This window comes from Bradyrhizobium sp. Ai1a-2, assembly GCF_000426245.1.
In the GTDB taxonomy this organism is placed as follows: domain Bacteria; phylum Pseudomonadota; class Alphaproteobacteria; order Rhizobiales; family Xanthobacteraceae; genus Bradyrhizobium.
On sequence record NZ_AUEZ01000021.1, the window covers coordinates 34,396 to 61,269 of the forward strand.

A 26,874-nucleotide genomic window follows, 5' to 3' on the forward strand; every position below is an offset into this window, starting at 1 on the left:
AAATGACATCAACGCCTCGCGTTCCCGCATTCGGTGGGGGCGTCTGATGGCTGTCACGGCACCACACTCCGCCACGACCGACGCGGGTCCCGTGTTCGAGGATGTTCAGGTCGGCCAGGATATCGGCCCGCTCTTCAAGGGCCCGCTCACGACCGCACACCTGATGCGCTGGTCGGCTGCGATGGAGAATTGGCACAAGATTCACTACGACCTGCCGTTCGCCACCGGCCATGACAAGCTGCCAGGCCTCTTGGTCAATGGCTCGCTGAAGCAGCAATTCATCGCGCAGCTCTTGAAGGATTGGGCCGGACCGACCGGATGGCTGTGGAAGCTTCGCTTCCAGTTTCGGGCCATGGACCTTGTCGGCGAACGCCTGTCGGTCTGGGGCAAGGTCACCGGCACCCGAGGCGTGGACACGCCGCAGGGCTCTTATGGGCTGGTCGAGATCGAACTCGGAATCTGCAATGAGGCAGGCGTCGAGTCGACTCCTGGTGCTGCGACGGTGGCGCTTCCGCTGCGTGGTGGCACTCGCCTGCCTTATCCGTTCGTTGCTCCGGCAAACTGAAGCCTGACGTCCACATCGCAGTCGGCCATTCGGCTCGTTCGTTTTCGAGGGGACCTTAACAATGTCATTGACCCGCGCGCTCGGTCAGTTCGTCTCCGACTTGTCGCCCAACCGTGTGCCGGCGCAGGCAGCCGCCATCGCCCGCACCGGCTTCATCGACTGTGTCGGCGTCATGATTGCAGGACGTGAAGAAGAACCGACGCGCATCCTTCGCGAGGTTCTCGATCCTGCGAGCGGCGATGCCACGCTGTATTTCAGCGACCGCAAGGCGGACGCAGCGCAGGCCGCGTGGATCAACGGCACCGCCGCCCACGCACTCGACTTCGACGACGTGGCGCTACGCGGCCATCCCAGCACGGTTCTCGTTCCGGCCATCCTGGCAGAAGCGGAAACGCTCGACGTCTCCGGCCGGGACATGGTGACGGCCTATGTCGCGGGTTACGAGACCTGGGCGGAACTGGTGCGCCGCGAACCGGGATTCCATCACGGCAAGGGATGGCACCCCACCGGCATCTTCGGTGCAATCGGCGCGGCGGCGGCATGCGCCTCGTTGCGCCGCCTCGACCCGGCCAAGGCGACCCAAGCGATTGCGCTCGGTGCGTCGCAAAGTGCCGGCCTGATGGCCAATTTCGGCACGATGACGAAGCCGTTTCACGCCGGCCGCTCCGCTCATAGCGGGGTGATGGCGGCGCGTCTTGCCGCGGCCGGCTTCACGGCCTCGGAGGATGCGCTCGAGCATCCGCAAGGTTTTCTCGCCGCCGCTCGCCTGCCGGCGAGGTCGATCGCGAAAGCCCAGCCGCACTCGGCGAAGCCTGGCACATCATCGACAGCGGACTGAACATCAAGAAGTATCCCGCCTGCTACTGCACCCATCGCGCCATCGATGGCATGCTGGATCTGCTTAAGACACATCCGCTGCGACCGGACGAGATCGAAGGCATCACGGTGCGGCTCAGCGAAAATTACGCGACGATCCTGCGCAATCATCTCCCGCAGACCGGGCTTGCGGCAAAGTTCAGCATCGAGTTCGCGATGGCGAGTTCGGTGGTGGCAAACCGCGTCGGATTGACCGAACTGACGGACTCCTTCGTGCAGCGCCGGGAGGTCCAGGACCTGATGGGCCGGGTCAAGGTCGAGACCAACACCGACTACGATCCGCAGCAGGCGGGCGCATCCGTCGCAGATCAGGCGATCGTGCGCCTGCGCGCGGGCGGCGAACTGGAAAGCGAACGCGTGGCCCGCGCGCGCGGGCACGCCGAGAAGCCGCTGCGCGAGGATGAGCTCTTCGCCAAATTTGAAAATTGTCTGCTGGCTGGCCGGTCGACCGTGGACCCCGCTGTGCTGTTCAAGCGCTTGCAGGCCATGGAAGACAGTTCCGCCCGAAGCCTCACGTCGCTGCACTGAGCGGCCAGCATCTGTCCTCAACCGGCCTTGGAACATGACCGCAACGCCAACGACTTCTCAGCCGCGCAGCTGCCTTCCGCCTGAAGATGTAAGCGGCCCGGCCACCTTCGTGCCACCCCGTGGGGCGTGTGACGCGCATGTCCATGTTTTCGGCGATCCCGCCCGCCATCCCTATGAAGAAGAGCGGAGCTTCACTCCGCCGCCGGGCCTCTCGCCCGCCGAGCTGGACAAGCTGCATCGTTTGCTCGGCTTCGACAGGTCGGTCATTGTGCAGACCGGAATCCAAAGTCCGGACGTGATGCTCGAAGCGCTGCGTGCGGAGCCCAATCGCTTGCGCGGAGTCGCGGTGCTGAAAGGCGACACGACCGATCGCCGCCTTGCGGAGCTTCACGAGGCGGGCGTGCGCGGAATCCGGATCAACCTGTTTCAGCGCGCTGGTGTTCATGTCTATCGCGGCGGTGCTCGCTTCGAGGATCTCGAAGCGCTTGCGCCGCGCATCAAGCGCTACGGCTGGCATGTGCAGGCCTGGCTCGACGCCAGTGACCTGCCGTACTGGGCGCCGAAGCTGCTGGCGTTCGGGCTCGACATTGTGGTTGACCACATGGGCCGCATCACCACGGATCGCGGCGTTGATAGTCCTGGCTTTGCTCGCCTTTGCGAACTGCTTCGCGATGGCCGGGTGTGGTGCAAGCTGTCGGGAGCCGACCGCATTTCAGTCGCTGGCGCCCCGTTCACCGATGCTGTCCCCTACGCGCGGGCGCTGTTGAGCGCCAACGCTCACCGCGTCGTCTGGGGGACCGACTGGCCGCATGTGAACTATTTTGACTCGCCCGTTCCAAAAGACTCGGTGCTCGTCGATCTCATTCCGGCGTTTGCTTCTGATCCGCAGGATCAGCAGCGTCTGTTGGTCGCCAACCCAGCCGAACTCTACGGATTTGACAAGAGATGACTGTAACCTGTCCGAGGTATGATTGATGCTGTCTTTCAAGCGATATTTGTTGGCGGGCGCCGCCGCCGTCACGGTTCTGGCGGCGGCTTCACCCTCGCGCGCCGCGTGCGAGTTGAAGCTCGGCGTGGTGGGTGGATTGTCGGGTGCGACCGCACAATGGGGCAACGCGCTCAAGGCTGCCGTTGATTTCGTCGTCAAGAAGACCAATGACGCGGGCGGGCTGCAGGTCGGTTCGGAGCGCTGCCAGATCACGACGTCCGTTCTCGACACCAAGGCGACCGCGGAAGGAGCGGCGGCTGCCGCGAACCAGCTCGTCAGCCAGGGCGTCAAGTTCGTGGTCGGACCGGTGGTGTCGCCCGAAGCGACCGGCATCAAGCCGATCGCGGTGCGCAATAACATGCTGGTGTTTCTCAACAGCTACGCGAAGAACGCGATCGGTCCGCAATGGCCGATGGTGTTTCATGAGGGCCCCGGGCCAAGCGTCTGGGCCGATGCCATCGTCAAGGCAGCGAAGGCGAAATTCAATATCAAGTCGGTCGTGGTGGTCGCTCCGAACGATCAGGGCGGAACAGATATCGCGAGCGTCGACGTCGATGTGTACAAGCGCAACGGCATCGAGGCGACGGACGAATACTATCAGCGCGGCACGACGAATTTCGCCGCGATCATCACCCGCATCCTGGCCAAGAATCCCGACGCGGTCGACACCGCTTCGTCGGCTCCCTCCGATGCGGGCATCATGGTCAAGCAGCTTCGCCAAGCGGGCTTCAAGGGCCCGATCGGGCGGCTCGGCGGCGCAGCGACGGATGAGATCGTGCGCATCGTCGGAAGTGTCGAGGGCGTCGGCGACTTCTACTGGTACGAAAACGTCGCGACCTCCGACCCGAAGGTGCAGGCCATCTACGACGATTTCAAGCAGGTGATGGGTGCGCCCGCTCCGGAAAACACCACGATGATCCTGTGGGTCGCGGCCAGTCAGGTTTTGCTGAACGGGATCTCCAAGGCCGGCACCATCACCGATACCAAAAAAGTCGCTGAAGTGCTGCGGACGCTTCCAGTCGACGACAAATATCTCGGGAAAGGATTCTGGACCGGCAAGTCCTTCTTCGGGATCAAGCAGGAGATCGCGTTTCCGTTCGGCATCGGCATGATCATCGGCGGCAAGATGCTGCCTGTCCAACGCGTGGAGGCCGTTGATCAGGACTGATTTTTCTGACGCTCAACTAAAAAAATAACGAGGGAGGGAAAAATGAAAGGTACGTCGCAGCACTTCAGGAAGAGCGCAATCGGCGGATTGGTACTGGGCCTCACCGGCTTTTTGGCCGGCTATGCCCAGGCCGCCTGTGAACTAAAGCTTGGCGTCGTCGGCACCCTCTCGGGGCCGGCCGCTCAATGGGGCCTTGCGCTCAAAGGAGCCGTTGATCTCGTGGCGGCTGAATACAACGCCGAAGGCGGGGTGCCGGTTGGGAGCGAGAAATGCCGCGTCGCGGTGTCGGCATTCGATGGAAAGTACACGGCGGAGGGTGCCGCTGCCGGCGCCAACGCGCTGGTCAGCCAGGGCGTGAAATTCATCATCGGCCCGATCGGATCACCGGAGATGACGGGTCTGAAGCCGATCGCGGCCCGCAACAACCTCTTGGTGATGGGTAACGGCTACGCCAAGAATGCGATCGGCCCGCAATGGCCGCTGGTGTTTCACAACGGACCTGGCCCAAGTGGCTGGGCCGATCCAATCGTCAAGGTCGCAAAGGCGAAATTCGGCATCAAGAAAGTGGTCGTGGTGGCGCCGAACGACCAAGGCGGAACCGACATCGCAAGCGTCGACGCGGTCGCCTACAAGAACAACGGCATCGAGGCGATCGAGGAATATTACCAGCGCGGGACCTCGAACTTCCAGCCGATCGTCACGCGCATCATTAATATGCAGCCCGATGCGGTGGACACTGCATCATCGCCGCCCGGCGACACCGGCACGATGGCCAAGCAATTGCGGCAGGCCGGCTTCCAGGGACCGATCGGCCATCTCGGCGGACCCGGCACGGAAGAGATCGCGCGCATCGCCGGCGGCATCGACGTCCTGAAGACCTTCTATTGGTACGAGCCAATCGTCGTCGACGAGAAGATTCAGGAGCTCGCGGCCGCCTACAAGAAAGCGTTCAATACGGATCGGCCGGAAAGCAACCTGTTCTTCCAGTGGGTGGGCGCGGCGCGGATGGTTGTCAAGGCGATCTCCAAGGCCGGGACCATCACCGATACGCAGAAGGTGGCGGAGGCACTGCGCAGCCTTCCGGTGGAAGATCCCAATCTCGGGAAGGGGCTGTGGATCGGTCAGGAGTTCTTCGGCATCAACCAGGAGCTCTCCTTCCCGTTCGGGATCGGCACCATCATCGACGGCAAGATGCAGCCGATCGTCAAGCAACCCGCTGCAACCGGCAAATAGGCAGCATCCATCGGGGATGCCGGAGAGGACAGCCAGATGAATGAGTTTATCTCCGCAGGTCTCATCGGAGTCAGTCTGGGAGCGCAATATGCGCTCCTGGCGCTCGGCTTCACGTTGATCTTCGGCATCCTTGGTGTCGTGAACTTCGCCCATGGCGGCTTTTACGTCGCGGGCGGATATATCGCTTACGGCTTCGTCAGCCATCTCGGCGTGCCCTATGTCATCGCCGTCCTATTGGCCACGCTGGCAACGGGCGCGATCGGCTATCTGTTCGAGTTGTTCCTGGTCGAACGGATTGTCGAGGACCATCTCGCGACGCTGATGCTGACGCTTGGCCTCTATCTCACGATGTCGACTGGCGTGCTGGTCGCGTTCGGCCCGGAGTCTCCCCAATTCCAGTTTCCGATCAGCGGCTCACTGCAGATCGGGAAATTCCATTTGCCGATCGAGAACATCGTTGTTCTCTCGATCTGCCTTCTCGCGATCGCGACGGTCTATCTCTTGATGTACAAGACCGATTTCGGTCGCGCCCTGCGTGCGCTCGCCGATGACCGCCAGGTCGCCGCCGCGCAAGGCCTGCGTCCGCGATTGTTGTTTCCTCTCGCGTTCGGCGTCGCCTGCGGCCTTGCCGGGCTGACAGGAGCGCTGGTGACGCCGATCCTGTCACTTGCGCCGCATGTCGGCGACCCTGTGCTGGCGACGTCGTTTCTGATCGTGATTTTGGGTGGGCTGGGCAGCATCGGCGGCGCGACGATCGCGGCGTTCCTGGTCGGGCTCGTTGAAGCCTATTCGAGCGTCTATCTGGGCGGATCGAAGGGAGCGTTGGCGCTCTTCGTCCTGGTTCTGATCGTTCTCGTCGTGCGTCCCTCCGGGCTGTTCGGCCGCGAAGTCAGGGGGGCCTGAACCGTGAATGTCATCAAGAGAAATGCCGGCGAGATCGCCACGGTCGTGGTCCTGTTGGCCGCTTTTGCGGTTCCATTCCTGACCGAGGATCCATTCGTCTATTCGGTCGCCAACCAGATCTTCATCGCGGTCACGGCTGCGTTCAGTGTCTATCTCATGCTCAGGATGGACCTGCTGACATTCGCGGTGCCGGTGTTCATGGCGGTCGGCGGCTATACCGTTGCGATTGCCGGCCTGAAAGGAGGGGTGACGGACAGCTTCGCGCTGACCGCCCTCAGCTTCGTGGTCCCCGCGCTGATCGCATTGCCCCTCGGTATCCTCGTGCTGCGGCTGAAGGGCGTTTATTTCGTGCTTGTCACCTTCGTTCTGACCGAGATCACGCAGCTCGTCCTGTTCGAGACGCCGAACCTGACCGGCGGATCGAACGGGCTGGTCGGGATGCCGCCGACGACGTTGTTCGGGCTGGAGCTCGCCGACAACCGCGCGGTCCTGCTCCTGGCCATCGGCGTCACCGTCGCCGCCGCGATCATCACCGCGCTGGTGACGAGCTATCATCGCCAGAACTTCGCGGCGATCGAGGAGAACGAGACTCTGGCGCAGAGTCTTGGCCTCGTGGTGTGGCGCTACAAGGTCCTGGGTTTCGTGGTAGCGGCCGGCCTTGCCGGCATGGCCGGGTTCTCGCTGGTCAACATGCTGCTGACCGCTCATCCGACCTCGTTCAGCTCATCGTCCTCGGTGAATTATATCGCCTACACGATCGTGGGCGGCCGCGTCTCGATGCTCGGCCCGGTCGTCGGCAGCGTTCTCCTCGTCTGGATGTCGAACCTGTTCAGCAATCAGGGGCAGTATTCGCAGGGCCTGTTCGGCCTGCTCATCATCATCGTCGTGCTGGTTGCGCGGGGCGGCATCGTAGGCACGCTGGCCAATCTCGTTGCGTTCCTGAAGCAATGGCTTCGGCAAGACGACAATATCACGGCGGCTGCGCCGCCATCCGCTCTGAGCGAGCACACGTGACCACGCGCGGCAGAACTCTGGAGGTGGCGAACCATGCAAGGTGGTGAACTGCGCGTCGAGAATATCTCGAAACGGTTTGGAGGATTGCGGGTCTTTACCGACCTCAGCTTCAAGATCGCGCCCGCCGAGATTCTGGGGGTGATCGGTCCGAACGGAGCCGGGAAGACCACGCTGATCAACGTCATCTGCGGCAAGCTCGCCCCGAGCAGCGGACAGATCCTGCTCGACGGCAGGCCGGTCACGGGCAAGCCGGTCCATGAGTTGAGCCGCCGCGGGCTGGTCCGCAGCTTTCAGCAGACCAACACCTTCAAGAGCGCAACCGTGCGCGAGAACCTGTCCCGCGCGATCCGCTTCAGTGGCAGCCCCATCTCGATCTGGGATCGGCTGACCGATCTATTGAAGCAGTTCGATCTTGCGCCGCGGCTGGACGAGCCGAGCGACAAGCTGCCCTACGGCATGCAGAAGATGCTCGGATTGCTCCTCGCCTACACGACGCGACCGAAAGTCCTGCTGCTGGACGAGCCGGCCGCGGGGCTCGAACGGCGCGAGCGGACGCAGGTCGATGTTTTCGTCAAAGCGGCGCAGGCCGATTTCGGCTGCTCCGTCCTGATCGTCGAGCACGACATGGATCTGATCCGGAGGCTATGTCCCCAGATCCTCGTCCTCGATGCCGGCCATCTGCTGGCGGCAGGAACTCCCGAAGATGTGCTGTCAAGGCGTGATGTGATCGATGCCTATATGGGCGTCGGCGATGATGAAGAGGCGGCTGCCTGATGCTGTCGATCGAAAGTCTCGAGGTCCGCTATGGCGGAATCACCGCGCTGCGCGGCGTCTCCATCGATGTGAAGGAGGGCGAGACCGTCCTTCTCGTCGGCGCCAACGGTGCGGGCAAGTCCAGCCTGATCAACGCGATCATCGGGGTTGTGCCGACCTGCGGCGGAACGATTCGATTCAAGGGCCAGGACATCGGTGCGCTCTCCTGCGACCGCCGCGCCAAGGCGGGTGTGGGATATTCTCCGGAAGGACGCCGTGTCTTTCCCCGCATGTCGGTTGCCGACAATGTGCTGTCAGGTGCTTTCGGACTGGGCCGCAAGCGGCAGCAGGAAGCCTTCGACTGGCTTTGCGAGGCCTTCCCGATCCTGGCGACCCGCGCCCATCAGCCCGCGGGGCAGTTGAGCGGCGGCGAGCAGCAGATCGTCGCCTTTGCGAGGGCCATGAGTTCCTATCCTCCCTTCCTGCTGTTGGACGAACCATTCCTGGGGCTGGCGCCGGTCTGGATCCAGCGCATCAGCGATGCGATCCGACAGGTTCAGAAGCGCGGTACGACGATCCTGATGACCGAGCAGATGGCGAGGCCGGCACTGAAGCTCGCGACGCGCGGCTATGTCATGCGCGGCGGCGAAGTGCGCCGCAGCGGCAGCGTCGCCGAAATCCGCGATATCGCACTGGCGGAGGAATACCTTTGAGCGGGATGAACGCCACCGCGCGTCTCGGCGCCTTCGTGCGCCGCTGCGCCGCCGAACCCATGGCGCCGGAAATATTGGAGAAGGCCGCTATCTGCCTGCTCGACACGCTCGGCCTTGCTCATCTTGCGCGCGACGAAGCGACGGCGGTCGCGACCCGCTCGCTGGCGCTGCGCGTTCCGGACGGGCCCGGGACCGCGCGCATCTGGGCGGACCACAGCCGGGTATCTTTGTCCGAAGCCGTGACGGCCAATGCTGTTGCGGTCCATGCGCAGTTCCATGATGATTCCGATCATAGCTCCTGGTCGCATCCGGGATCACTGGTGGTGCCGGCTGCGGCCTCGTTGGGCGAGGCTGCGCGGCTGCCGTTGCAGCGAGTCTTGCGCGCGATCGTGGCAGGCTATGCCACGCTTGAATGGCTCGGCGCGAAGGAGGAGCTTGCACGCGCGCTCATTGCTCGCGGGGTGCGGACAAGTCCGACACTGGGGACGATCGGCGCCGCCGCGGCTGCCGCTGTTGGTCTCGATCTCGACGAGGCCGGAGCCCGCAATGCGGTTGCCATCGCGACCAGCATCACCGGCGGCGTGCTCGAGCCGGTGCGATGCGGCTCCGATGAATGGCGGGTGCAGAACGCCCAGGCCGCGCGCGGCGGCCTTCTGGCGGCACAGCTTGCCGGCCGCGGCGTCATCGGCGCTCCAGACGGTCTCGAAGGTCCCAAGGGCCTGATGCGGGCGCTCGCCGGTCTCGAGTCCGCGCCGGCACGCTGGCGCACCGATCCGAAAGCGGAGGCCATTCTCGATGCCATGGCAAAGCCGTTCGCCTCGCTCGGCGACAACATGCCGCCGATCGTAGCGGCGAAACTGATTCACGATATGGGTATCGATCGCAAGCGCATTCGTGCGATCAATGTCACGCTGTGGCGGCCTTACACCGAATATCCGGGAACGAATTTCAAGGGGCCTTACGAGCGTACGGTCCAGACGCTCGCCAGCACGGCCTTCGCCGTCTCGGCGATGCTGGCCTACGGCGAACTGGAATATGACATCGCGCTCGACCACCGAGAGGATCCTGAGATATTGAACCTCGTCGGACTGACCACGATCGAACCGCATGACGGCTCGTTCCTGGATGCGACCGTTACGGTAACGCTTGAGGACGGCACGCGCATCGTGCGCGAATCCTCACAATCGCCGCGAACCATGATCTTCCAGGACCGGCATACGGCGACCGATCAATTCGCGCGCAGGCTCGCAAAATGCGGCTTTGGGCCAAAGCTCGCCCCAGCCATCGCCGATATTGTCTTCGCGGCCGCGGAAGGCCGCGCGTCAGCCGACATGCGGCAGGTGCTGGATCAGTTCGCCGGTTCGTCGGCGGCGTAGCGCGCACTCAAAGCAAGGCTGCGTCAGGCGAACCAGGACATGAGGCTGGCGTTCACCTCGCCGGATGCCTCGTATTGCACCCAGTGGCCAGCTCCTTCGATCACGACAAAGGGGCAGCCAGGGTCGAGTGCCCTGAGAAGTTCGCGCCGTGTCTCGACATAACGGCCGGTCATCGGGTCCCGCTCGCCCCAGATGCCCGCGAGCGGCAGCCGAACCTGATCGAGCTTTCGGCGCAGCGCATCGGTGAGCGAGATGGACCGGCTCCGCAGCCGTGCCCGCTGTGTATTCTGTTCCTGGATATAGATGGCGAGATCGTCAACTTTTGCCGGATTGGCGATCATCACGGCCTCGAGATTGGCGCGATGCGCGGCACGGCGATCCGCGTCCGATGTCGCCTTTTGCCATTTGACCAGGCCGGGCGGTGGCGGGCGGGGCAGGGCCAGCCCGCCGGCGCCGAGCAGAACCAGCCGGCGGACCCGCGGAGCCATGCAGGCCGCAATATGTCCAGCCATCACGCCGCCAAAGGAGAATCCGGCGAAGGCGATCGCCTCGGATTCGTTCAGCAATTGCTGCAGGCCGGCAGCCACGATTTCAGCGAGACGCTCCGCATCGATCTCGCCCGGTGGCGCATCGGACCAGCCGTAACCCGGCAAGTCCGGCACCAGCACTTTGAAGTGTCGCGCCAGCGGCAGGATGTTGCGGGTCCAATGCATCCATGATCCGTGGCCGCCGTGGACCAGGACCAGCGGGGGACCATCGCCCCAGATGCGCCACGCCATCGTTCCGCCGTCGAAGGGGGTACGCACGAGGCGTGCCTGTGTCTCAATCGATGCGATGATGGCTTGCGGCGACGCCACTTCCGACATGCCTGCAACCGTCTTCAATAGGAGCGCGGCAGCCCCAGCACATGCTGCGCCACGAAGGCCAGCACCATGTTCGTCGAGATCGGCGCAACACGGTAGAGGCGGCATTCCCGCCACTTGCGTTCGATATCGTATTCGCGCGCGAAGGCAAACCCTCCATGGGTCTGGATTGCGGCTTCGGCCGCCCTCCATGTCGCCTCTGACGCCAGCAGCTTTGCGATGTTCGCATCAGCGCCGCAGTCCCTGCCGGCCTCGAACAACGCGGCGGCGCGCCGGGCCATCATGTCGGCCGCTTCGAGTTCGCCATAAGCGCGGGCGAGCGGAAACTGCACGCCCTGATTCTGCCCGATCGCGCGATCGAAGACATGTCGCTGGTTGGCATAATCGACACCTTTCGACAGCAGCCAGCGGCCGTCGCCGATGCACTCCGATGCGACCAGGATCCGTTCCGCATTCATGCCATCCAGGATGTAGCGGAAGCCCCTGCCTTCCTCGCCGATCAGATTCTCTGCCGGAACCTCAAGGCTATCCATGAAGATCTCGGTGGTGTTGTGGTTGATCATCGCCTTGATCGGCCTGATCTCCAGCCGCTCCCGCGGCTGGTTGCGCAAGTCCACCAGGAAGACTGACAGGCCTTCGGTTTTCCTCTTTACCTCGCCGACCGGCGTCGTGCGCGCCAGCAACAACATCAGGTCGGAATGGAGTGCGCGCGAGGTCCATACCTTCTGGCCCGTGATCACGTATTTGTCGCCGCGGCGCTCGGCGCGGGTCTTGAGCTTGGTGGTGTCGGAGCCGGTGGTCGGCTCGGTCACGCCGAATGCCTGCAGGCGCAGGGCACCGGATGCAATGCCCGGCAGATATTTGCGTTTCTGCGCCTCGTTGCCATGTCGAAGCAGCGTGCCCATGATGTACATCTGGGCGTGGGCTGGCGAGGCGGTGCAGCCGCTGGCATTGATGGTCTCGAGAATGACGGCGGCTGCGCGCAGCGGCAGGCCGGTGCCGCCCCATTCCTCCGGGATCAGGGCGCCGAGAAATCCGGCGTCCGTCAACGCCTTGACGAATTCGCTGGGATAGGCGGAGCGCTCGTCCAGGTCGCGCCAATACTCGCCGGGGAAGTTCGCACAGACCTTGCGCACGGCCTCCCTCAATTCTGGATAGTCTTCGCCAAGCTCCACCGTAACCGCCGCGTCGCTCTGCACATGCTGGTCCATCGTCGAAATCCTTTCTTGCGGCAGGCGCGTCAGCGGCCCGTGAAGACCGGTTTGCGCTTCTCGTTGAATGCCGTGACGCCCTCACGGCGGTCCTCGGTCGGGACCATCCGGTTGTAGGCCTCGATCTCGAACAGCATGCCGTCCGCGAGGCTGAGCGACAGGCCATGATGCATCGAGCGCTTCGCCTGCCGGATGGAGATCGGAGCGTTGTCCGCGATCGTCCGTGCGATCGCGAGTGCTTCGGGCAGCAGGTTCGTCGCATCGCAGAGCCGGTTGACCATGCCCCAGGCGGCGGCATCTTCTGCCGACCAGGGCTTGCCGCTCAGCAGCAATTCCTTCGCGCGCCGCTCTCCGACCGCGCGGGCCAGGGTCTGCGTGCCGCCGGCGCCCGGCATGATGCCGAGTGTGACTTCCGGAAGGGCAAAGCGCACCTGCCGGGCGGCATAGATGAAGTCGCAGGCGAGCGCCATTTCGCATCCGCCGCCATAGGCCACGCCGTTCACCGCCGCGATCACCGGCATCGGGCAGTCGATCAGGGCGCGCACCTGCCGTTCGAAAATATGGTGCTGCGCCTGCCATGCGGCGTCTGTCATGCCATGCCGCTGCTTGAGATCGCCGCCGGCGCAGAATGCCTTGTCGCCGGCGCCGGTGAGCACCACGGCGCGGCAGAAATCAGGGTCGGCGCCGAGGTCCGTGAAGATCTCGAGAAGGTCGAGCCCCATCTGGGTGTTCATGGCATTGGCCGAACCGGGTCGGTTCAGCGTGATCTGCAGGACGTCGGGGGAGGGGCGTTCGACTTTAATGGTCTCGAATTGATCGCGCATGGTGTCCGTCAGCCGTTTTTCTTCAGGAGGGATGTGTGTTCGCCGAGCGACGGCGTCGGCCATTCGAAGGCGGGCCGCTCGCCGTCGAAACTGATCGGCAGGCCGACCACGGGCAGGCTTCCTTCGGGACCGCTGCTGATGATCTTCAGCGCTTCCGTCTGCGGATGGGCGGCAACCGCATCGACAGTCTGCAGCGGCGCGTTCGGAATGCCGACAGCTTCCAGCCGGGCCATCAGGGCTTTCAGCGGTTCGTCGCGGAGTGCCTGCTCCAGCATCGGGATCAGGATATCACGGTTCGCGACGCGATCGCCATTCTTGCGGAAACGATCGTCCTCCGCCCATTCCGGGTGGTCCAGCACATTGCAGAGCTTGCGGAAGAGGCCGTCATTTCCTGCCGCGATCATCAGCCAGCCGTCGCGGGTCATGAAGCACTGATAGGGCACGATCTCGGCGATGCCGGATCCATAGGCCCGGGGCACGTTCTGCGACGCCTGATAGCCGGCCATCGGGATCGACATCCATGTCAGCGCCGTCTCGTAGAGAGAGGTCGAGACGACCGTGCCGCGTTTGGTCCTGGCCCGCTCGATCAGGCTTGCGAGAATGCCGATCGTCGACCACATGCCGGCACCCATATCGACGAGCGAGATGCCTGCCCGCACGGGAGTTCGCCCCGAGCCCTCGCCGGTAACGCTCATCAGGCCGGCGAAAGCCTGCATCAGCGGATCGTAGCCGGGCTTTTGCGCCAGAGGACCGGTTTCGCCGAAGGCACTAAGATTGCAATAGATCAGGTCTGGCCGATCCTTGCGCAGGCTTTCTGCTCCGAGCCCGTAGCGCTCCACCACGCCGGAGCGCATGTTCTGGATCACGACGTCCGCGCGCGCCACGATCGCCGCGCGCAGTTCGGCGACGCTGGCCGCATCGGCGAAATCGACCGCCAGATCCTTCTTGCCGCGATTGAGCGTATGGAAAGCCGCCGCGGCTCCCTGCCAGAACGGCGGACCCCAGCCGCGCGCGTGATCCCCGGTCTTGGGATTCTCGACCTTGAGGACCTCCGCTCCGAGATCGGAAAAGATCAGCCCGGCGAAAGGCGCGGCAACGCTCTGCCCGATCTCGAAAACGGTGATTCCCTTGAGCGGTTTGGCCTGCGTCATGAAGTCTCTCGAGGTTGGGGCATGCGTGGGTAGCCGTGTCTGCATAAATCCGGGTCTACTGGCGCCCGTAGACGAGGTCGGGGAGCCAAAGCGAGAGTTGCGGCACATAGGTGATGATGCCGAGGCACAGCAGCAGCAGCACCAGAAATGGCCAGATCCCGCGGACCACCTCGACCACCGGGGCTTTCGAGATGGTGGCAAGAACGTAAAGGTTGAGGCCGACCGGCGGATGCACCAGCGCGATCTCCATGTTGTGCGTGAACACGATCGCGAAATGGACGGGGTCGACGCCAAGCGGCTTCAGCGCCGGCGCGAGGATCGGCATGACGACCAGGAGTGTCGCTGCGACTTCGAGGAAGCAGCCGAGGATCAGCAGCAGGATGTTGATCGCCAGCAGGAACTGCCAGGCGTGCAATTGATGGTCGACGGTGAAGCGCACCAGCGAGGCTGGAATGCCCGAGTCGGTCATCCAATGCCCGAAGGCCAATGCGGAAGCCACGATGATCATGATGGTGGCCGCGCTCTTGATCGCATCGGCGATCACATCGAGGGTTTCGGTGGGGCTGAAGCCCTTGTAGACGAACAGGCTGACCATCAGTGCCACGACCGCCGCGATCGCCGCCGATTCCGTCACGGTCGCGAGGCCGCCGTAGATGCCAACCATGACGACCACGGGAACGCTGAGCGCCGGAAGGGCGCGCAAGGTCAGGCGGGGCAACTCGCCGCTGGGTACGGCGGGTTCGCGCGGCAGCTTGTGTTTGTGGGAGTAGTAGAAGACCCAGCCGAAGAACATGGCCGCCTGGAGCAGGCCCGGCAGGATGCCCGCCAGGAACAGGCGCGGCACCGATTGCTCCGCGATCAGGCCATAGAGAATAAGCGACAGGCTTGGCGGGATCACGATTCCGATCGTGCCGGAGGCCCCGACGACGCCGAGTGCGAAATGGCGCGGATAGCCGCGTTCCAGCATTGCCGGCACGAGGATGGTGCCCATCGCAAGCGCTGTGGCGACCGATGAACCGCAAATGGCGGCAAACAGCGTGCAGGAGACGACCGTGACCAGGCCCAGCGCTCCACGCAGCCGCCCGAACCACGCGATGGCGACGTCGACCAGCGCCTTCGCCACGCCGCCCCGGCGCATGAAGGCCGCCGCCATCACGAACAGTGGCAACGCCATCAGCGTGCTCGAATTCAGTTCGTCGGCGATTTTCTGCGCAATCGCGACCAGCGGCTGACCGGTTGAGGCATAGAGCACGCCTGCGCTGAGGCCGAGCACGAGGAAAATCGGAGTACCGGCGGCGAGCAGGCCGAAGAACAGAAGCAGGAAGAGAATGGTCCACATCGCCTTATGGCTTCCTCGCGCGCGCGCAGATCGCCCTTCGAACTGCAAAAGCAGCGACGAGGGATCGAGCACGGGTTCTGCCCGCCCGGCTTGAAGCGGATGCCTTCGGAGGGGGCATTAGTGTTCCTGAGCTGCGATCGTCATCGAGGCCGCATCGAACCGGAACAGATACCGGTAGAGGCGAATGACATAGCGGATGAGCATCAACAGGCCGCCGGCGCCTACCGACGCGTAGTAGATCCACATCGGGAATTCGAGACCGGTGATGCTCCGCTCGTCGAGTGAATGCGACATGCTCGAGATTTCGAACCCGCAATAGGTGAGGGCGATACAGAACACGATCGCCGCACAGCAATTGAAGATTTCCACTGCCCTTTGCGCTCGCGGCCGCAAAAGGCGCAGCACGATATCGGGCCGCACATGCCCGTCGGTGCGGACGAGCTGGCTGGAGGCCAGGAAGACCGCCCACACGGTAACGTAGACGATCATTTCCTCGCCGTAGATGAAGGCAAAACGCTGGTCGACATAGCGCCCGATCACCTGCAGGGTGCCGAGCACCAATGCCGCCGCGCCGAGAGCACCGATCAGCAGGCGCTCAATACGATTCCAAATTTCCATCGGACGGGCGGCACTCAACGTAGTGCTTCGGCTTTGAACTCGGTCTTGACCAACTCCTGCATCGCGCTGGAGATTCTCAGTTCAGCGGCGACGGCGTTCTGAGTCAGCATCATCTTCTGCCGGATTTCGACCAGCTTGCCTTCCGCCGGCGCGAAGAACTTCATGCCGTTCTGCTCCAGCGTGCGCCGTGCGTCGAGCTGAGCGTCTTCCATCTGCTTGCGGTACGTCGCGATATTCTCCTTCCAGAGGTCGACGACCAGCGCCTGCAGGTCGGGTGGCAGCTTGTTGTAAAATACATTGCTGATCATCGGCACGTAGAAGCCGATGAATTCGTGATCTTCGAAGCCGTATTTCGCGCCTGATTCCCACAATTTCGCGCTTGCCAGGCTTTCGTCCGTCGAACTCAGGCCATCGAAGGTGCCCTGCGAGAGCGCGAGGGGCACGTCCGGCCATGCAGTCATGTTCGGCTGGGCATTAAAGAACCTCGCCCGGATCGCCTGCCCGGCGCCGCCAGAGTTGCGGATCTTCATGCCGGCCAGATCGTCGAACGAGCGGATCGGCTTGGAGGTGGTGTAGGTGTTCTGGTAGCCCAGCGGCAGCCACGAGCCGAGCATCTTGACCTGCAGGCTTTTCTCGAAGCTCGTATTGATCAAGCCGCCGATCTTGCCGTCGACGGCCGAGTAGACGACCGGTAACGGCTGACCGAAGAAGCACGGCAACTGGAATACGTCGGCATCCGGCACGAATCCCGTCAGCACCCATGTGCCTGGCATCGCCATCTCGACCGCGCCCTGGCGCAGGGCCTTCACAACATCCCGGTCGCGGAATAGCTGGCCGCTGTGAAACAGTTCGGTCTCGATCCGGCCGCCGGATCTGTCGTGAAGCTTTTTCAAATAGTCGGTGAGAGCGATCGTGCGGCCATGCGTCATCGACGTATCCACCGAGGCGCGCAACTTGAACTTGTCTTCTGCGGAGGCGCCGCAGGTCGTCAAAACGGCGAGCAGGGCCGACACCGCCAGCGCTATCTTGCGCATGCCTGTATTTCCTCCGAGTTCGGTTGCCCGCCCGTTACCGTCGGGCGGTGCTTTTCCCGTGCAATGCGGCAGCTTGGGTAGGCCGGGCACCTCGCACGGTGCAATTGCGAATAGATTATTCACAACGAGTTAGGTGCGTCAACCATCCTATTTGGCGTGTGTTCAGGTGAAAAATTCGAGTGCGGGGGGCCATCCAATGTGGCGGCTCGGCCGCACAAACGGCGGCCTTGCCAGCGCCATCGCGGCGGCGAGCAGCCTTCGATCATCATGTATGAGTCGGCGCTTCGGACTTGATCCGCGGCCCGCTTCGGTGTCTCGAAGGTATCTCCTTGTTGTATGAACATGGAGACGCGGCGAGCCTCAGCGCTCTTGCGGCCGAGCGTGGTAATCTTCACGGATGACCTCGGGGCAACGAAGGTATTTGTCGTGAAACTGTAATGTTGACTTACTAGCGTCCCGCCGGCGCCCGCAAGTTTGGGTGTCATTTCTTGGGTTCACTGTCGGCAGACTAGGTTCACTCAGCATTCTTTCATTAGGGGCGACACCTGAGCCGAACGGTCGGGTGTGAAGATGCGTAGCGTTGCCGAGAACATCAATTCCTCGGGCGGGATGGGCATTCGCCAGACGGCGCGGAGCTGGGCCTGGGGGATTCTGGTTGCGGCTTTGAGTTTGTTTGATTCGCATCACGTAGGGCGTGCGCAAAGTGCTGGCGCGACGGCACAGATCCAGTTCGATATTCCGCCGCAGCCTCTTGCTTCGTCGCTCAAGGCTTTTGGCGATCTCGCAAAAGTGGAGCTGTACTACGAGAGCGGCATCGTTGGCGGATATCGCTCGCGCCAGGTTCGCGGCATGTTTTCCGCCGACAGGGCACTCCAGCTCCTGCTGGAGGGGACAGGGCTCTCTGTCGCGTCATTCGAGCCGGGCACCATCACAATCCTTGCTCCAAGCCGGCAGGATCGTGAGCACGAGCTTGCCTTGCTCAAGAACAGATCTGCTGAGTTTCTGCCGTATTTCGCACTGATCCAAGCCAGCCTCCGATCGGTCTTTTGTCAATCGTCCTTGAATCAAACCGACAACGACGAAATCATCGTACGTCTCTGGATTGCACCGTCGGGTTCGGTCAGGCGGGCGGAACTGGCGTCTCCGACAGGTTCGCAAGAGCGCGATCGGGCCTATATCGCTGCTGTGCGGGAGCTTGTTATCGCCAGCGCGCCGCCGCCGAACATGCCGCAGCCGGTTACGCTGCTGGTGTTGCCACGCTCCAGTCAATATGCATCCGAATGCCCGCAGCCAGGCGGATCGGCTCCTGCTCGGGCAGCCAGCCATGAGTGACGCAGGCCATGTCTCTGTGCTTCGCGAGATGCTTGTCGGTCAGTATGAAGAGCTGAAGCGTGTTCTGGCGCGACGCCTTGGCTCGGAAGATCTGGCGGGCGAGGTACTGCAGGAGACTTACCTGCGCTTGACGCAACCTGCCGGTATCGGCATCGTGTCAAGCCCTCGGCAATATCTCCTGACGATAGCCACAAATATCGCGCGGATGAGCTTTCGCCGCGAACGGCGCTCGGAGAATCTGTCGGACCTTGACGATCTGCTCGGCTTCGTTGACGATTCACCAGATCCTCTGCAAAACATTGAAGCGCGGCAGGAAATTGAGGCGCTGCAGCGGGCCTTTGACGAGCTGACACCACGGCGCCGCCAGATCGTTTTTGCCGCAAGGATTGAAGGGATGCGGCTGTCGGAGATCGCCGAGCGATTGGGGGTCTCCCAGAGATTTGTCGAAAAGGAGTTGAAGGTCGCGCTGATGCTGTGCGGGGCCCGTCTGAACCGCGATGTGGTCCAACGGTTCGGTCCCGGCGCACTTCAAGCATCTAAGGGGAAGACGGCCGCAACTGCTACGAACCAAGGATGTGATGACGACGAGACCCGGTGAGCCGGAGCCGATGGCTATTCAGGCAACAGGCAGCGACGAGCTGGCCCCCGAGGGCCTCGATCCGATTCAGCGCGACGCGTACGAATGGATCGTGCGCTTTATGCGCGGCGGTATGTCGTCTGCCGAAATCGAGTCGATGCGCGCCTGGTATCGCCAGAGCCCGGCGCACGCCAAGGCCTATGCCGACGTGCGGCGGGTGTGGAATGCGCTCGGTCCAGTCGCTCGCGCGAGCATGCGGGACAATCCAGATGCGGCGTCTAAGGTCTACAGCGAGAAATCAGCGCGTCCGGTCGTGTCGGCGCGCCTGGGACGCCGTGCATTGATCGGAGGCGCGCTGGCCGCTTCGGCCGCTTATGCTCTCGCCAAGCCGCCCCTCGATCTGTGGCCGTCCTACTCCGAAATGATGGCGGACTATCGCACCGGCGCGGGTGAGCGACGGATCCTGACGCTGGCGGACACGGTGACGCTCGATCTCAACACCAGAACGAGCGTTACTGTGCTGTCGCAAACTGCTGAAATGATACAACTCGAACTGCTGGCGGGAGAGGCCGCCTTTTCCAAGAGCGATCCTTCATCTGCGCTGACGGTGGTCGCGGGTTCGGCGCGCATGGTTGCCATGCGCACGAACTTCAATCTCCGTTGCGACGGCTCGAGGGTCTCGGTCGCGTGTCTCGATGGCGATTTGCTCGTGCAGCGTGGCAGCGCGAAAGCGCAGCTTCGCCCGCGGGAAGAGGTGATCTATGATGATCGCGCTATCAGTGATGTGCGGGGCTTCGATCCCGACAGAGTCTCGGCGTGGCAGCAGGGCAAGCTGATCTTTGATGGGACGCCAGTTGCTCAGGTGATTGCGGAAATCAACCGCTACAGACCAAACCGCATCATCCTGATGAACGATCAGATTGGTCGCCGCTTGCTGACGGCGCGTGTCGCCACCGCGGAAACCGACAAGATCGTCGTCCAGATCGTTCATATCTTCGGGGCGAATGCACGCACGCTGCCTGGAGGCATCGTGGTCTTGACCTGATCGCGCACGCAGTGATCGGACGGGCATAGAAATAATTTTTTTTCGTTAACCTCGAAAATTTCGTTCGGTCTTCGCAGGCCGCATTCATCTCATCGGTGACGATCGCTGCTCCAAGGGCAGTTGGTCCGAAGACAGGTTGCCGAGAGAGCTTGCGAATGTTGCACCGACCCGCCGTTTTTTCCTCGACCACTGTTCGCCGGCACGCTCGTCGCACGATGCTCACCGGGGTCAGCGTGGCGGCGCTCTTGATGGGACATTCGCCCGTCCTCGCGCGTCCACTGGGAGCGGCATCACCATCGCCATCGGCCGCAGCAATAGCCGCGGCTCAATCGGCGCAGCAGCAAGCCGAGCGCCAGGCGCGGGAGGCGAGCGATGCGTTGAGGCGTGCGACGCTTGCGATTCAAGCGCTGCGCGCAAGCCAACAAGCCGCGCGCGACGCGGCACAGGTCTCCCTCCAGGCCACGCCGGATATCGTTCCCAACGGCCTGCGCGCGGGTGGATTGCGGATTGGCCGTGGCGTGGTCGATCCGGGTGGCAACGTCAATGCCGATCTCTGGCAAGGAGCCAATCTGCCAACCGAGTCTGTCGACGGCGGCGGGCGGACAAAAGTCAATGTCGACCAGACGCGGCCGCAGGCGATTTTGAGCTGGGACACGTTCAATGTCGGCAGCAGGACCGATCTGAATTTCAATCAGCAGGGCAACAGGGATTGGGTTGCGCTCAACCGCGTGCTCGGCGTTGATGGTCGGCCAAGCCAGATCCTTGGCAGCATCAAGGCCGATGGTTCTGTCTACATCATCAACCAGAACGGCATCATCTTCGGCGGCGCGAGCCAGGTGAACGTCGGTTCACTGATCGCCTCGACCGCGAAAATTTCCAACGATCAGTTCCTGGCTGGTCTCTACTCAACCCAGACCGGGACGCGTTGGAATCCAAGCTTCACCGATGCGGCGGCGCTGCTTGGCAACGGCAAAGGCGGCGGCGAGATCAAGGTCGAGGCCGACGCGCAAATCGAGACATACACGCCCGCGTCGGTGACATCCGGCGGCGGCTTCATATTGTTGATGGGCGGCAAAGTCATCAATGCAGGCTCGATCAACACGCCGCTTGGCCAGACGGTGCTCTCGTCGGGCGACGATTTCGTGCTGCGGCGCGGTTACAGCACGGAGGCCAATAATTCATCTACCACCCGCGGCATCGAGATCGCCCCGGTGTTCGATAACGGCAGCGTAGCCGGTCTCGTCCGCAACGACGGCGTCGTCACCAGCGCACAGGGCGACATCACGCTCGCGGGGCGCACCATCGAGCAGAACGGCATTCTCGTTGCCTCGACATCGGTCAATACGCGCGGCACGATCCATCTGTTGAATTCGGCCACGGACGGTCTCGGCAGCGTGACGCTGAATGCCGGCAGCGTGACGATGATCATCCCGGATCTGGAGAGCGAGGAAACCGCGCTCAACAGCCAGCGTGATGCGCTGATCGCAGCGTCAGCCCAGGCCGATGGGTTGCGTTTCGACGCTGCCTCGGGTCCGTTCAACAACCGGTCGATCCTGCAGGACCGTCTCGACCAATCGCGCATCGAGATCGTCACCGGCGGTAACGTCGTCTTCAGGGGCGGCGCAGAAAAGGGCTCGCTGACGATCGCGCAAGGCGGTCAGGTTGCGGTATCCGCCGCCGGCCGGGTTTTCGCCGAGACGGGAGCGACCATCGACGTCTCCGGTGTCCGCGATGTTTCGCTGGCGATGTCCAGCAACAATATCGTGGTCAATATCCAGGGCAACGAACTCCGCGACAGCCCTGACAATCGCGACAACAACTATCTGAAGAACCAGAACGTCTGGGTCGATATCCGTAACCTGGTCTATGTACCGAGCGGCACCGGCGGCTATGAGGGCGACCGCTACTACACGCCCGGCGGCCTGCTCGAAGTCGGCGGCTATCTCGCGAATACTGCGCATACGATCGGAGAATGGAGCGCGGTCGGTGGAACGATCACGCTGTCAGGCCGAGATATCGTCGCGCAGCAGGGATCGGTATTCGATATCTCCGGCGGTTCGATCAGTTACCAGGGAGGATATATCCGCACCACCAATTTCCTTGGCGGCGACGGGCGCCTCTACAGCATCGACAATGCGCGCGGCGACATGACCTTCTACGGCGTAGGTCAGGGATTTTCGCGTGACCACGAGCGCTGGGGTGTCACCGAAGTCTGGAGCAGTCCGTTCGGCCGCGGCCGGGAAAATGTTCGCTGGGAAGACGGTTACACCATCGGCCGGGATGCCGGCCGTCTCAATCTCTCGACGCCGGCGGCGATCTTCGAGGGCGAGATCGTCAACGACGTTGTGCAGGGATCGCGCCAGAACAGCGCGCGGCCTGATGGCGTCACCGATGGCTACAAGGTCGGGCAGAATGTAGTCGCGCAGAACGGAACCTTGTCGGTCGGGCACTACACACACTTTGGTCTGGTCGACGCCTACAGTTCGGATGTGCGGATTGGCGCAATCGATCAGGTCGCCGCAGCACTCGATGCCGACAAAGCCTTGCCGGATGGCCGCAGCGGGACCGTCTGGTTCGACGCCAAGCATCTCAGCGACCAGAACCTCGGCGGCCTGTCGGTCGCGACGCGCGGCAGCGTTACAGTCGAGCAGGACTTCGCTGTCGCAAATGGCGGGCGGGTCGCGCTCTACTCGCCCGAAGTCAACGTCAATGCCAACATCGTCGCGCGGGGTGGCAGTGTCAGGATCAGCGACGGGCTGGTGACCGACGCCGACCAACTCGTCTACCTGATGGCGGACGGACAACAGTCGCATGTGACGGTCGCGGCTGGTGCGACCATCGATACGCGCGGTCTCTGGGTCAATGGCATTTCCAACCCGAACGATCAGTCGGGTCTTGCCTATCTCAATGGCGGCAGCGTCGCGATCGATTCCACCTATGGTGTGACGCTGGAACGCGGTAGCACGATCGATGTCTCGTCCGGCGGCGCAATAACGTCCAATGGCAAGATCAAGGGCGGCAAAGGCGGCAGCGTCACGCTTCTGGCGGTCGATCAACGCGAGGTTCCGTCAAAGGGACACGGCGCGCTGACCATCGATGGCGATATTCGCGGCTATGGATTCAACGGCGGGGGCACGCTCTCGATCGACGCGCCATCGATCGTGATCGGCAACGCCGGAACGGAGCATGCGGCGAACGCGCTACTGCTGACGCCGGATCTGTTCCGTCGAGGCTTCTCGAAATACGACGTCAACGGACATGGCCACCTGGTCGTTGCCGATGGCACGAGGCTTGATGTCGAGGTGCCGGTCTATCGTGCTCTCGCAGAAGGCTTCGTTCAGTCGACGGCGGACCGTCCGCCTTTCGAACTGTGGATGCCGCCGACCTATCTTGAAGATCCGACCAACGGCGTAATGATCCAGCGCGCGGGCGCCGACCTCGTTCTCGAGTCGCAGCAGATGGGCCTTGGCGGCGAGATCTCGGTCGGTGGCGGTTCCGCCATCAGGGTCGATCCGGGCCGCAGCATCACCGTGCAGAGCGGCGGGCAGGTCACGGTCGATGGCCTGCTGCGTGCGCCGGGCGGTGCGATCAATGTCATACAGCTCAATGCGGCATCGAAGGATCGCGCCGTGGCGGATCCGCTGCCGGGGCAGCGTTCGGTGTGGATCGGCGACCACGCGGTGCTCGATGTTTCGGCCAAAGCCGTCACCGGCATCGATGGTCGCGGACGGCGTTATGGCGTCGCGCCGGATGGCGGCGTCATCACCATCGGCGCGCCCACCGATCGCGACACCGGTTCGGGCGAGATCGCAAACGGCGCGGAAGCTTTCGTGGTCGTTCGCCCTGGAGCGGTGCTGGATGCCTCCGGCACCAGCGCGGTTATCGACCTGCCGGCACGCACCGGCCTCGGAGTTGGCAGCACACCCCTTACGCTCGCAAGCAATGGCGGTACCATCGCGCTCAATTCTTTGAACGGCCTGTACATCGACGGCACGATGCGGGCGTTTTCGGGCGGTGCTGGTGCCTCGGGCGGCACGTTGATCCTGACGCTTGATACGGCGCGGTACCGGCAAGCTTTCGGCGGCTCGCCGATCCCGGACGATGTGCGCTTCATCCGCGAACTCTCGATTGGCATGGACTACCAGGCGAGCGGCTCGGACGGACCGCTCCAGATCGGCAAAGGGCGCATCAGCGTCGAGCAGATCAAGAACGGCGGCTTCGACACGTTCTCGGCGCTATCAGACGTGATCCGCTTCGAGGGCAATGTTGATCTGTCGATGGGCCGCGCGCTCGAAATCTACAATGGCACCTTCGCGAGCGTTGGATCTGACGGCAGCGTGCATCTCGCCGCGCCCTACGTCGCGCTCAAGGCGACGCAAGTTTGGTCGCTCGAAGGCAATCCCGTCTATCCGCGCGCCACTGACTCTCTCATGGATCGGGGCTGGATCAGCACGTCGCGCGCGACGCTGACCATTGATGCGGCTCTGATCGACATCAACAAGCTGCAGTCGAGCGGCGCCAAGGGCACCATCCCGCTGCTCAACGGCAGCCGTCCGTATCAATATGCGGGCTTCGATACCGTGACGCTGAACAGCCGCGGCGACATCCGGATGTCCGGACTCGTCACCGGCAGCCGTGTGCTCGAGGTGAATGGCGCGCAGGTCTATCCGGTCATGGCTGGCGGCGGCAGCTTCGCGGCGCGGGATCTCGTCCGCTTTGGTCGTACCACCGCCGACATTCCCGAAATGCCGTACTCGGTGTTCGGCAAGCTCAGCGTTGCCAGCAAGACGATCGAACAGGGCGGAATCCTGCGCGCGCCGCTTGGTGCGATCACCCTGGGAACGCAGTTCAGCGGCAATGACCCGACGATTCCTGGAACGGAAAGCGTGACGCTGCTCGATGGCGGCATCACGTCGGTGAGCGCACGCGGGCTGGTCATTCCCTATGGCGGCACGGTCGACGACATCACTTATACCTACAATGGCAACGAGGTGACGGCGCCAATCGACTTCATCGACAGCGTCAACCAGGGTATCAATCTCAGGGGCAAATCATTCAAGGTCGCGAGCGGCGCGCTGCTCGATCTGTCGGGCGGCGGCGACCTGCAGGGCGCGGGCTTCATCAGCGGCCGCGGCGGTTCAGTCGATGTGCTGACCACGCCCCTGGTCAATGCCAATCCCGGCTATTCCTATAGCTCAAAGAACAATCAGGTCTATGCGATCGTGCCGGGCGTTCAGCCGGGCGCGGCGGCGATTGATGCCACTGCGGGACGTGCTCCCGCAATCGGCCAGCAAATCACCATTCCGGGCGGCATTCCCGGCCTTCCGGCCGGCACCTATACGCTGATGCCGGCACGTTACGCCCTGCAGCCCGGCGCCTATCGGGTGGAGGTCGGGGGCACGATGCGGTCCCCGTTGCCGAACGCGGTTTCGGTCGGCAACGGCACCTGGACCGTCAGCGGCTATCAAAGTGTCGCAAACACCGGAGTCCAGAACGCATCGCCGACGCAACTGCTGGTAACGCCCGGCACGTCGGTCCGCCATTTCTCCTCATACAAGGAAACTGGTTATGCCGATTTCCTTCTCGCCGAGGCGGCTCGCCTGGGGGCGCCGCGGCCGATCTTGCCGATGGACGGCAAGATGCTGGCGCTCACTTATCCCGGCGAAACGCCGGCCAACACATCCGCGCTGATCTTCAGGGGCAAGGCGCTGTTCGACCCTGGCGGAGAGGGGGCGTTCGGCGGTACCGTGCGTGTCGGCGGCGAAGGTGCTTTCACGCCGGATATCGAGATCATTCCTGACGGTGGGCCGCATACCGCAGGCTTCGTCTCGATCGAAGCCGACGAGCTCAATGCGATCGGCGCGACGCGCATGTCGCTTGGTGGCTTCCAGTATTTCAACGCCCAGCAGAACTACGTCCTCGCTGGTTCCAGGGCTCGTTCCCTCGTCGTGCGCACGGGCGCCGTGCTCGAGGCGCCGGATATTCTCTTGAGCGCCGGGCAAGGCGGCGTGACGATCGAGGATGGCGTGACGATCTCGACCATCGGCAAGGGCGGGAGCGTGCCGTTCTCCGCTGCCGATGGTTACAGCTACGTCCTCTATGACAGCACCACGAACGTCCTTGCGCTGTCGAACGGGCTCCTGGATTTCCGGTCTCTGCGCAGCGGCAGCGGAGCGCAGGGAGGCATCACCGTCGGCAAGGCGGGCCTCTACACCGAAGGCACGCTGCTGTTTGCGACCAGCAGTGCAGGCAAGCTGGTGCTCGATCGGGACGCGCGGTATGGCGCGCGGTATCTTTCGTTGGCGGTCCCGACCATCAATATCGGCGAGAATAGCAATCGATGCGGCGGTCGCTGCAGGCGTCCTGCCGGACGGCCTGGTGTTCAACCAGCAAATTCTCGCTTCGCTGCTGCAGGGCAACCAGGGTGCCGGCATCCCGAAGATCGAGACGCTTATTCTCTCTGCCGGTGGGTCGGTGAATTTCTTCGGCTCCGTCAACCTCGACACGATCGATCCCGCAACAGGAAAGTCGAGCCTGTCTGAATTCGTGTTGAACACGCCGGCGATCTACGGTCTCGGCGGTGCCTCGGATGTCGCGAAGATCACCACCGGCACGCTGATCTGGAATGGTCTTGGCAATGGCGTGTTCCGCAACAGCAATACTGCGCCTGCCAGCATGCCTCCGCCGCCTGTCGTGCCCGGTGGTCCCGGCACCGGCAGTGGAACGCTCGAGGTGATCGCGGACGAAATCGTCTTCGGCTATC

22 protein-coding genes are annotated in these 26,874 nt (G+C 63.1%); 15 read left to right on the forward strand and 7 right to left on the reverse strand.

Translation table 11 applies throughout. The features are described from left to right. Positions 1–46: 46 nt before the first annotated feature. The 11 genes from K288_RS0116365 to K288_RS0116410 all read left to right on the forward strand — a co-directional run bounded on the left by K288_RS0116365 (position 47) and on the right by K288_RS0116410 (position 10,117). The gene (locus K288_RS0116365) at positions 47–565 is read left to right on the forward strand and encodes an acyl dehydratase (protein WP_051334560.1); all 519 of its coding nucleotides are present in this window, start codon (positions 47–49) and stop codon (positions 563–565) included. Between the two features lie 61 nt (positions 566–626). Continuing rightward, positions 627–1,403 carry an MmgE/PrpD family protein gene (locus tag K288_RS54130; RefSeq protein WP_051334561.1) on the forward strand — a complete coding sequence of 259 codons (777 nt, stop codon included), beginning with the start codon at positions 627–629 and terminating at the stop codon, positions 1,401–1,403. Positions 1,404–1,405: 2 nt separating this feature from the next. Beyond that, on the forward strand, positions 1,406–1,969 hold the full coding sequence (locus K288_RS54135) for an MmgE/PrpD family protein (protein WP_256378828.1): 564 nt from the start codon (positions 1,406–1,408) through the stop codon (positions 1,967–1,969). Between the two features lie 109 nt (positions 1,970–2,078). Continuing rightward, entirely contained in the window at positions 2,079–2,918 is an 840-nt protein-coding gene (locus tag K288_RS0116375) for an amidohydrolase family protein (protein WP_244443158.1), read from the forward strand. A gap of 25 nt (positions 2,919–2,943) precedes the next feature. Continuing rightward, positions 2,944–4,125, forward strand: a complete 1,182-nt coding sequence (locus K288_RS0116380; RefSeq protein WP_152535554.1) for an ABC transporter substrate-binding protein — start codon at positions 2,944–2,946, stop codon at positions 4,123–4,125. A gap of 42 nt (positions 4,126–4,167) precedes the next feature. Further along, positions 4,168–5,358 carry an ABC transporter substrate-binding protein gene (locus K288_RS45675; RefSeq protein WP_043160004.1) on the forward strand — a complete coding sequence of 397 codons (1,191 nt, stop codon included), beginning with the start codon at positions 4,168–4,170 and terminating at the stop codon, positions 5,356–5,358. Between the two features lie 36 nt (positions 5,359–5,394). Next, positions 5,395–6,261: a branched-chain amino acid ABC transporter permease gene (locus K288_RS0116390; protein ID WP_027580537.1), complete on the forward strand. Its 867-nt coding sequence runs from the start codon at positions 5,395–5,397 to the stop codon at positions 6,259–6,261. A gap of 3 nt (positions 6,262–6,264) precedes the next feature. Continuing rightward, entirely contained in the window at positions 6,265–7,275 is a 1,011-nt protein-coding gene (locus K288_RS45680; protein ID WP_051334563.1) for a branched-chain amino acid ABC transporter permease, read from the forward strand. A gap of 33 nt (positions 7,276–7,308) precedes the next feature. Further along, complete coding sequence (locus tag K288_RS0116400) at positions 7,309–8,049, forward strand: ABC transporter ATP-binding protein (RefSeq protein ID WP_027580538.1); 741 nt, start codon at positions 7,309–7,311, stop codon at positions 8,047–8,049. Continuing rightward, complete coding sequence (locus K288_RS0116405) at positions 8,049–8,741, forward strand: ABC transporter ATP-binding protein (protein WP_027580539.1); 693 nt, start codon at positions 8,049–8,051, stop codon at positions 8,739–8,741. The genes K288_RS0116400 and K288_RS0116405 overlap by 1 nt, the downstream gene beginning before the upstream one ends. 5 nt (positions 8,742–8,746) lie before the next feature. Then, positions 8,747–10,117, forward strand: a complete 1,371-nt coding sequence (locus tag K288_RS0116410) for an MmgE/PrpD family protein (RefSeq protein WP_043160007.1) — start codon at positions 8,747–8,749, stop codon at positions 10,115–10,117. Between the two features lie 23 nt (positions 10,118–10,140). On the opposite strand, the gene K288_RS0116415 is transcribed toward K288_RS0116410, so the two are convergent. From K288_RS0116415 to dctP, 7 genes are all read right to left on the reverse strand, one after another. Next, positions 10,141–11,001, reverse strand: a complete 861-nt coding sequence (locus K288_RS0116415) for an alpha/beta hydrolase (RefSeq protein ID WP_210164432.1) — start codon at positions 10,999–11,001, stop codon at positions 10,141–10,143. Further along, positions 10,998–12,191: an acyl-CoA dehydrogenase family protein gene (locus K288_RS0116420; RefSeq protein ID WP_027580541.1), complete on the reverse strand. Its 1,194-nt coding sequence runs from the start codon at positions 12,189–12,191 to the stop codon at positions 10,998–11,000. The genes K288_RS0116415 and K288_RS0116420 overlap by 4 nt, the downstream gene beginning before the upstream one ends. Before the next feature lie 29 nt (positions 12,192–12,220). Then, positions 12,221–13,078, reverse strand: coding sequence for an enoyl-CoA hydratase-related protein (locus K288_RS0116425; protein ID WP_244443159.1), 858 nt, complete (start codon positions 13,076–13,078; stop codon positions 12,221–12,223). Further along, positions 13,024–14,166, reverse strand: coding sequence for a CoA transferase (locus K288_RS0116430; protein WP_027580543.1), 1,143 nt, complete (start codon positions 14,164–14,166; stop codon positions 13,024–13,026). Before K288_RS0116430 ends, K288_RS0116425 begins: the two co-directional genes overlap by 55 nt. 55 nt (positions 14,167–14,221) lie before the next feature. Continuing rightward, entirely contained in the window at positions 14,222–15,505 is a 1,284-nt protein-coding gene (locus K288_RS0116435; RefSeq protein ID WP_027580544.1) for a TRAP transporter large permease, read from the reverse strand. A 117-nt stretch (positions 15,506–15,622) separates the two neighbouring features. Continuing rightward, the gene (locus tag K288_RS0116440; protein WP_027580545.1) at positions 15,623–16,123 is read right to left on the reverse strand and encodes a TRAP transporter small permease; all 501 of its coding nucleotides are present in this window, start codon (positions 16,121–16,123) and stop codon (positions 15,623–15,625) included. A 14-nt stretch (positions 16,124–16,137) separates the two neighbouring features. Further along, positions 16,138–17,157, reverse strand: coding sequence for a TRAP transporter substrate-binding protein DctP (gene dctP, locus K288_RS45685; RefSeq protein ID WP_051334564.1), 1,020 nt, complete (start codon positions 17,155–17,157; stop codon positions 16,138–16,140). A 570-nt stretch (positions 17,158–17,727) separates the two neighbouring features. On the opposite strand from dctP, the gene K288_RS52405 reads away from it, so the two are divergent. The 4 genes from K288_RS52405 to K288_RS52410 all read left to right on the forward strand — a co-directional run bounded on the left by K288_RS52405 (position 17,728) and on the right by K288_RS52410 (position 26,653). Beyond that, positions 17,728–18,489, forward strand: coding sequence for a TonB C-terminal domain-containing protein (locus K288_RS52405; RefSeq protein WP_152535555.1), 762 nt, complete (start codon positions 17,728–17,730; stop codon positions 18,487–18,489). Next, positions 18,482–19,087, forward strand: a complete 606-nt coding sequence (locus K288_RS0116455; RefSeq protein ID WP_027580547.1) for a sigma-70 family RNA polymerase sigma factor — start codon at positions 18,482–18,484, stop codon at positions 19,085–19,087. Before K288_RS52405 ends, K288_RS0116455 begins: the two co-directional genes overlap by 8 nt. Positions 19,088–19,097: 10 nt before the next feature. Continuing rightward, complete coding sequence (locus tag K288_RS45690) at positions 19,098–20,111, forward strand: FecR domain-containing protein (protein ID WP_064737329.1); 1,014 nt, start codon at positions 19,098–19,100, stop codon at positions 20,109–20,111. A gap of 248 nt (positions 20,112–20,359) precedes the next feature. Then, positions 20,360–26,653 (forward strand): filamentous hemagglutinin N-terminal domain-containing protein, encoded by a 6,294-nt coding sequence (locus tag K288_RS52410; protein WP_160168976.1) that lies wholly within the window; start codon positions 20,360–20,362, stop codon positions 26,651–26,653. Positions 26,654–26,874: the final 221 nt, after the last annotated feature.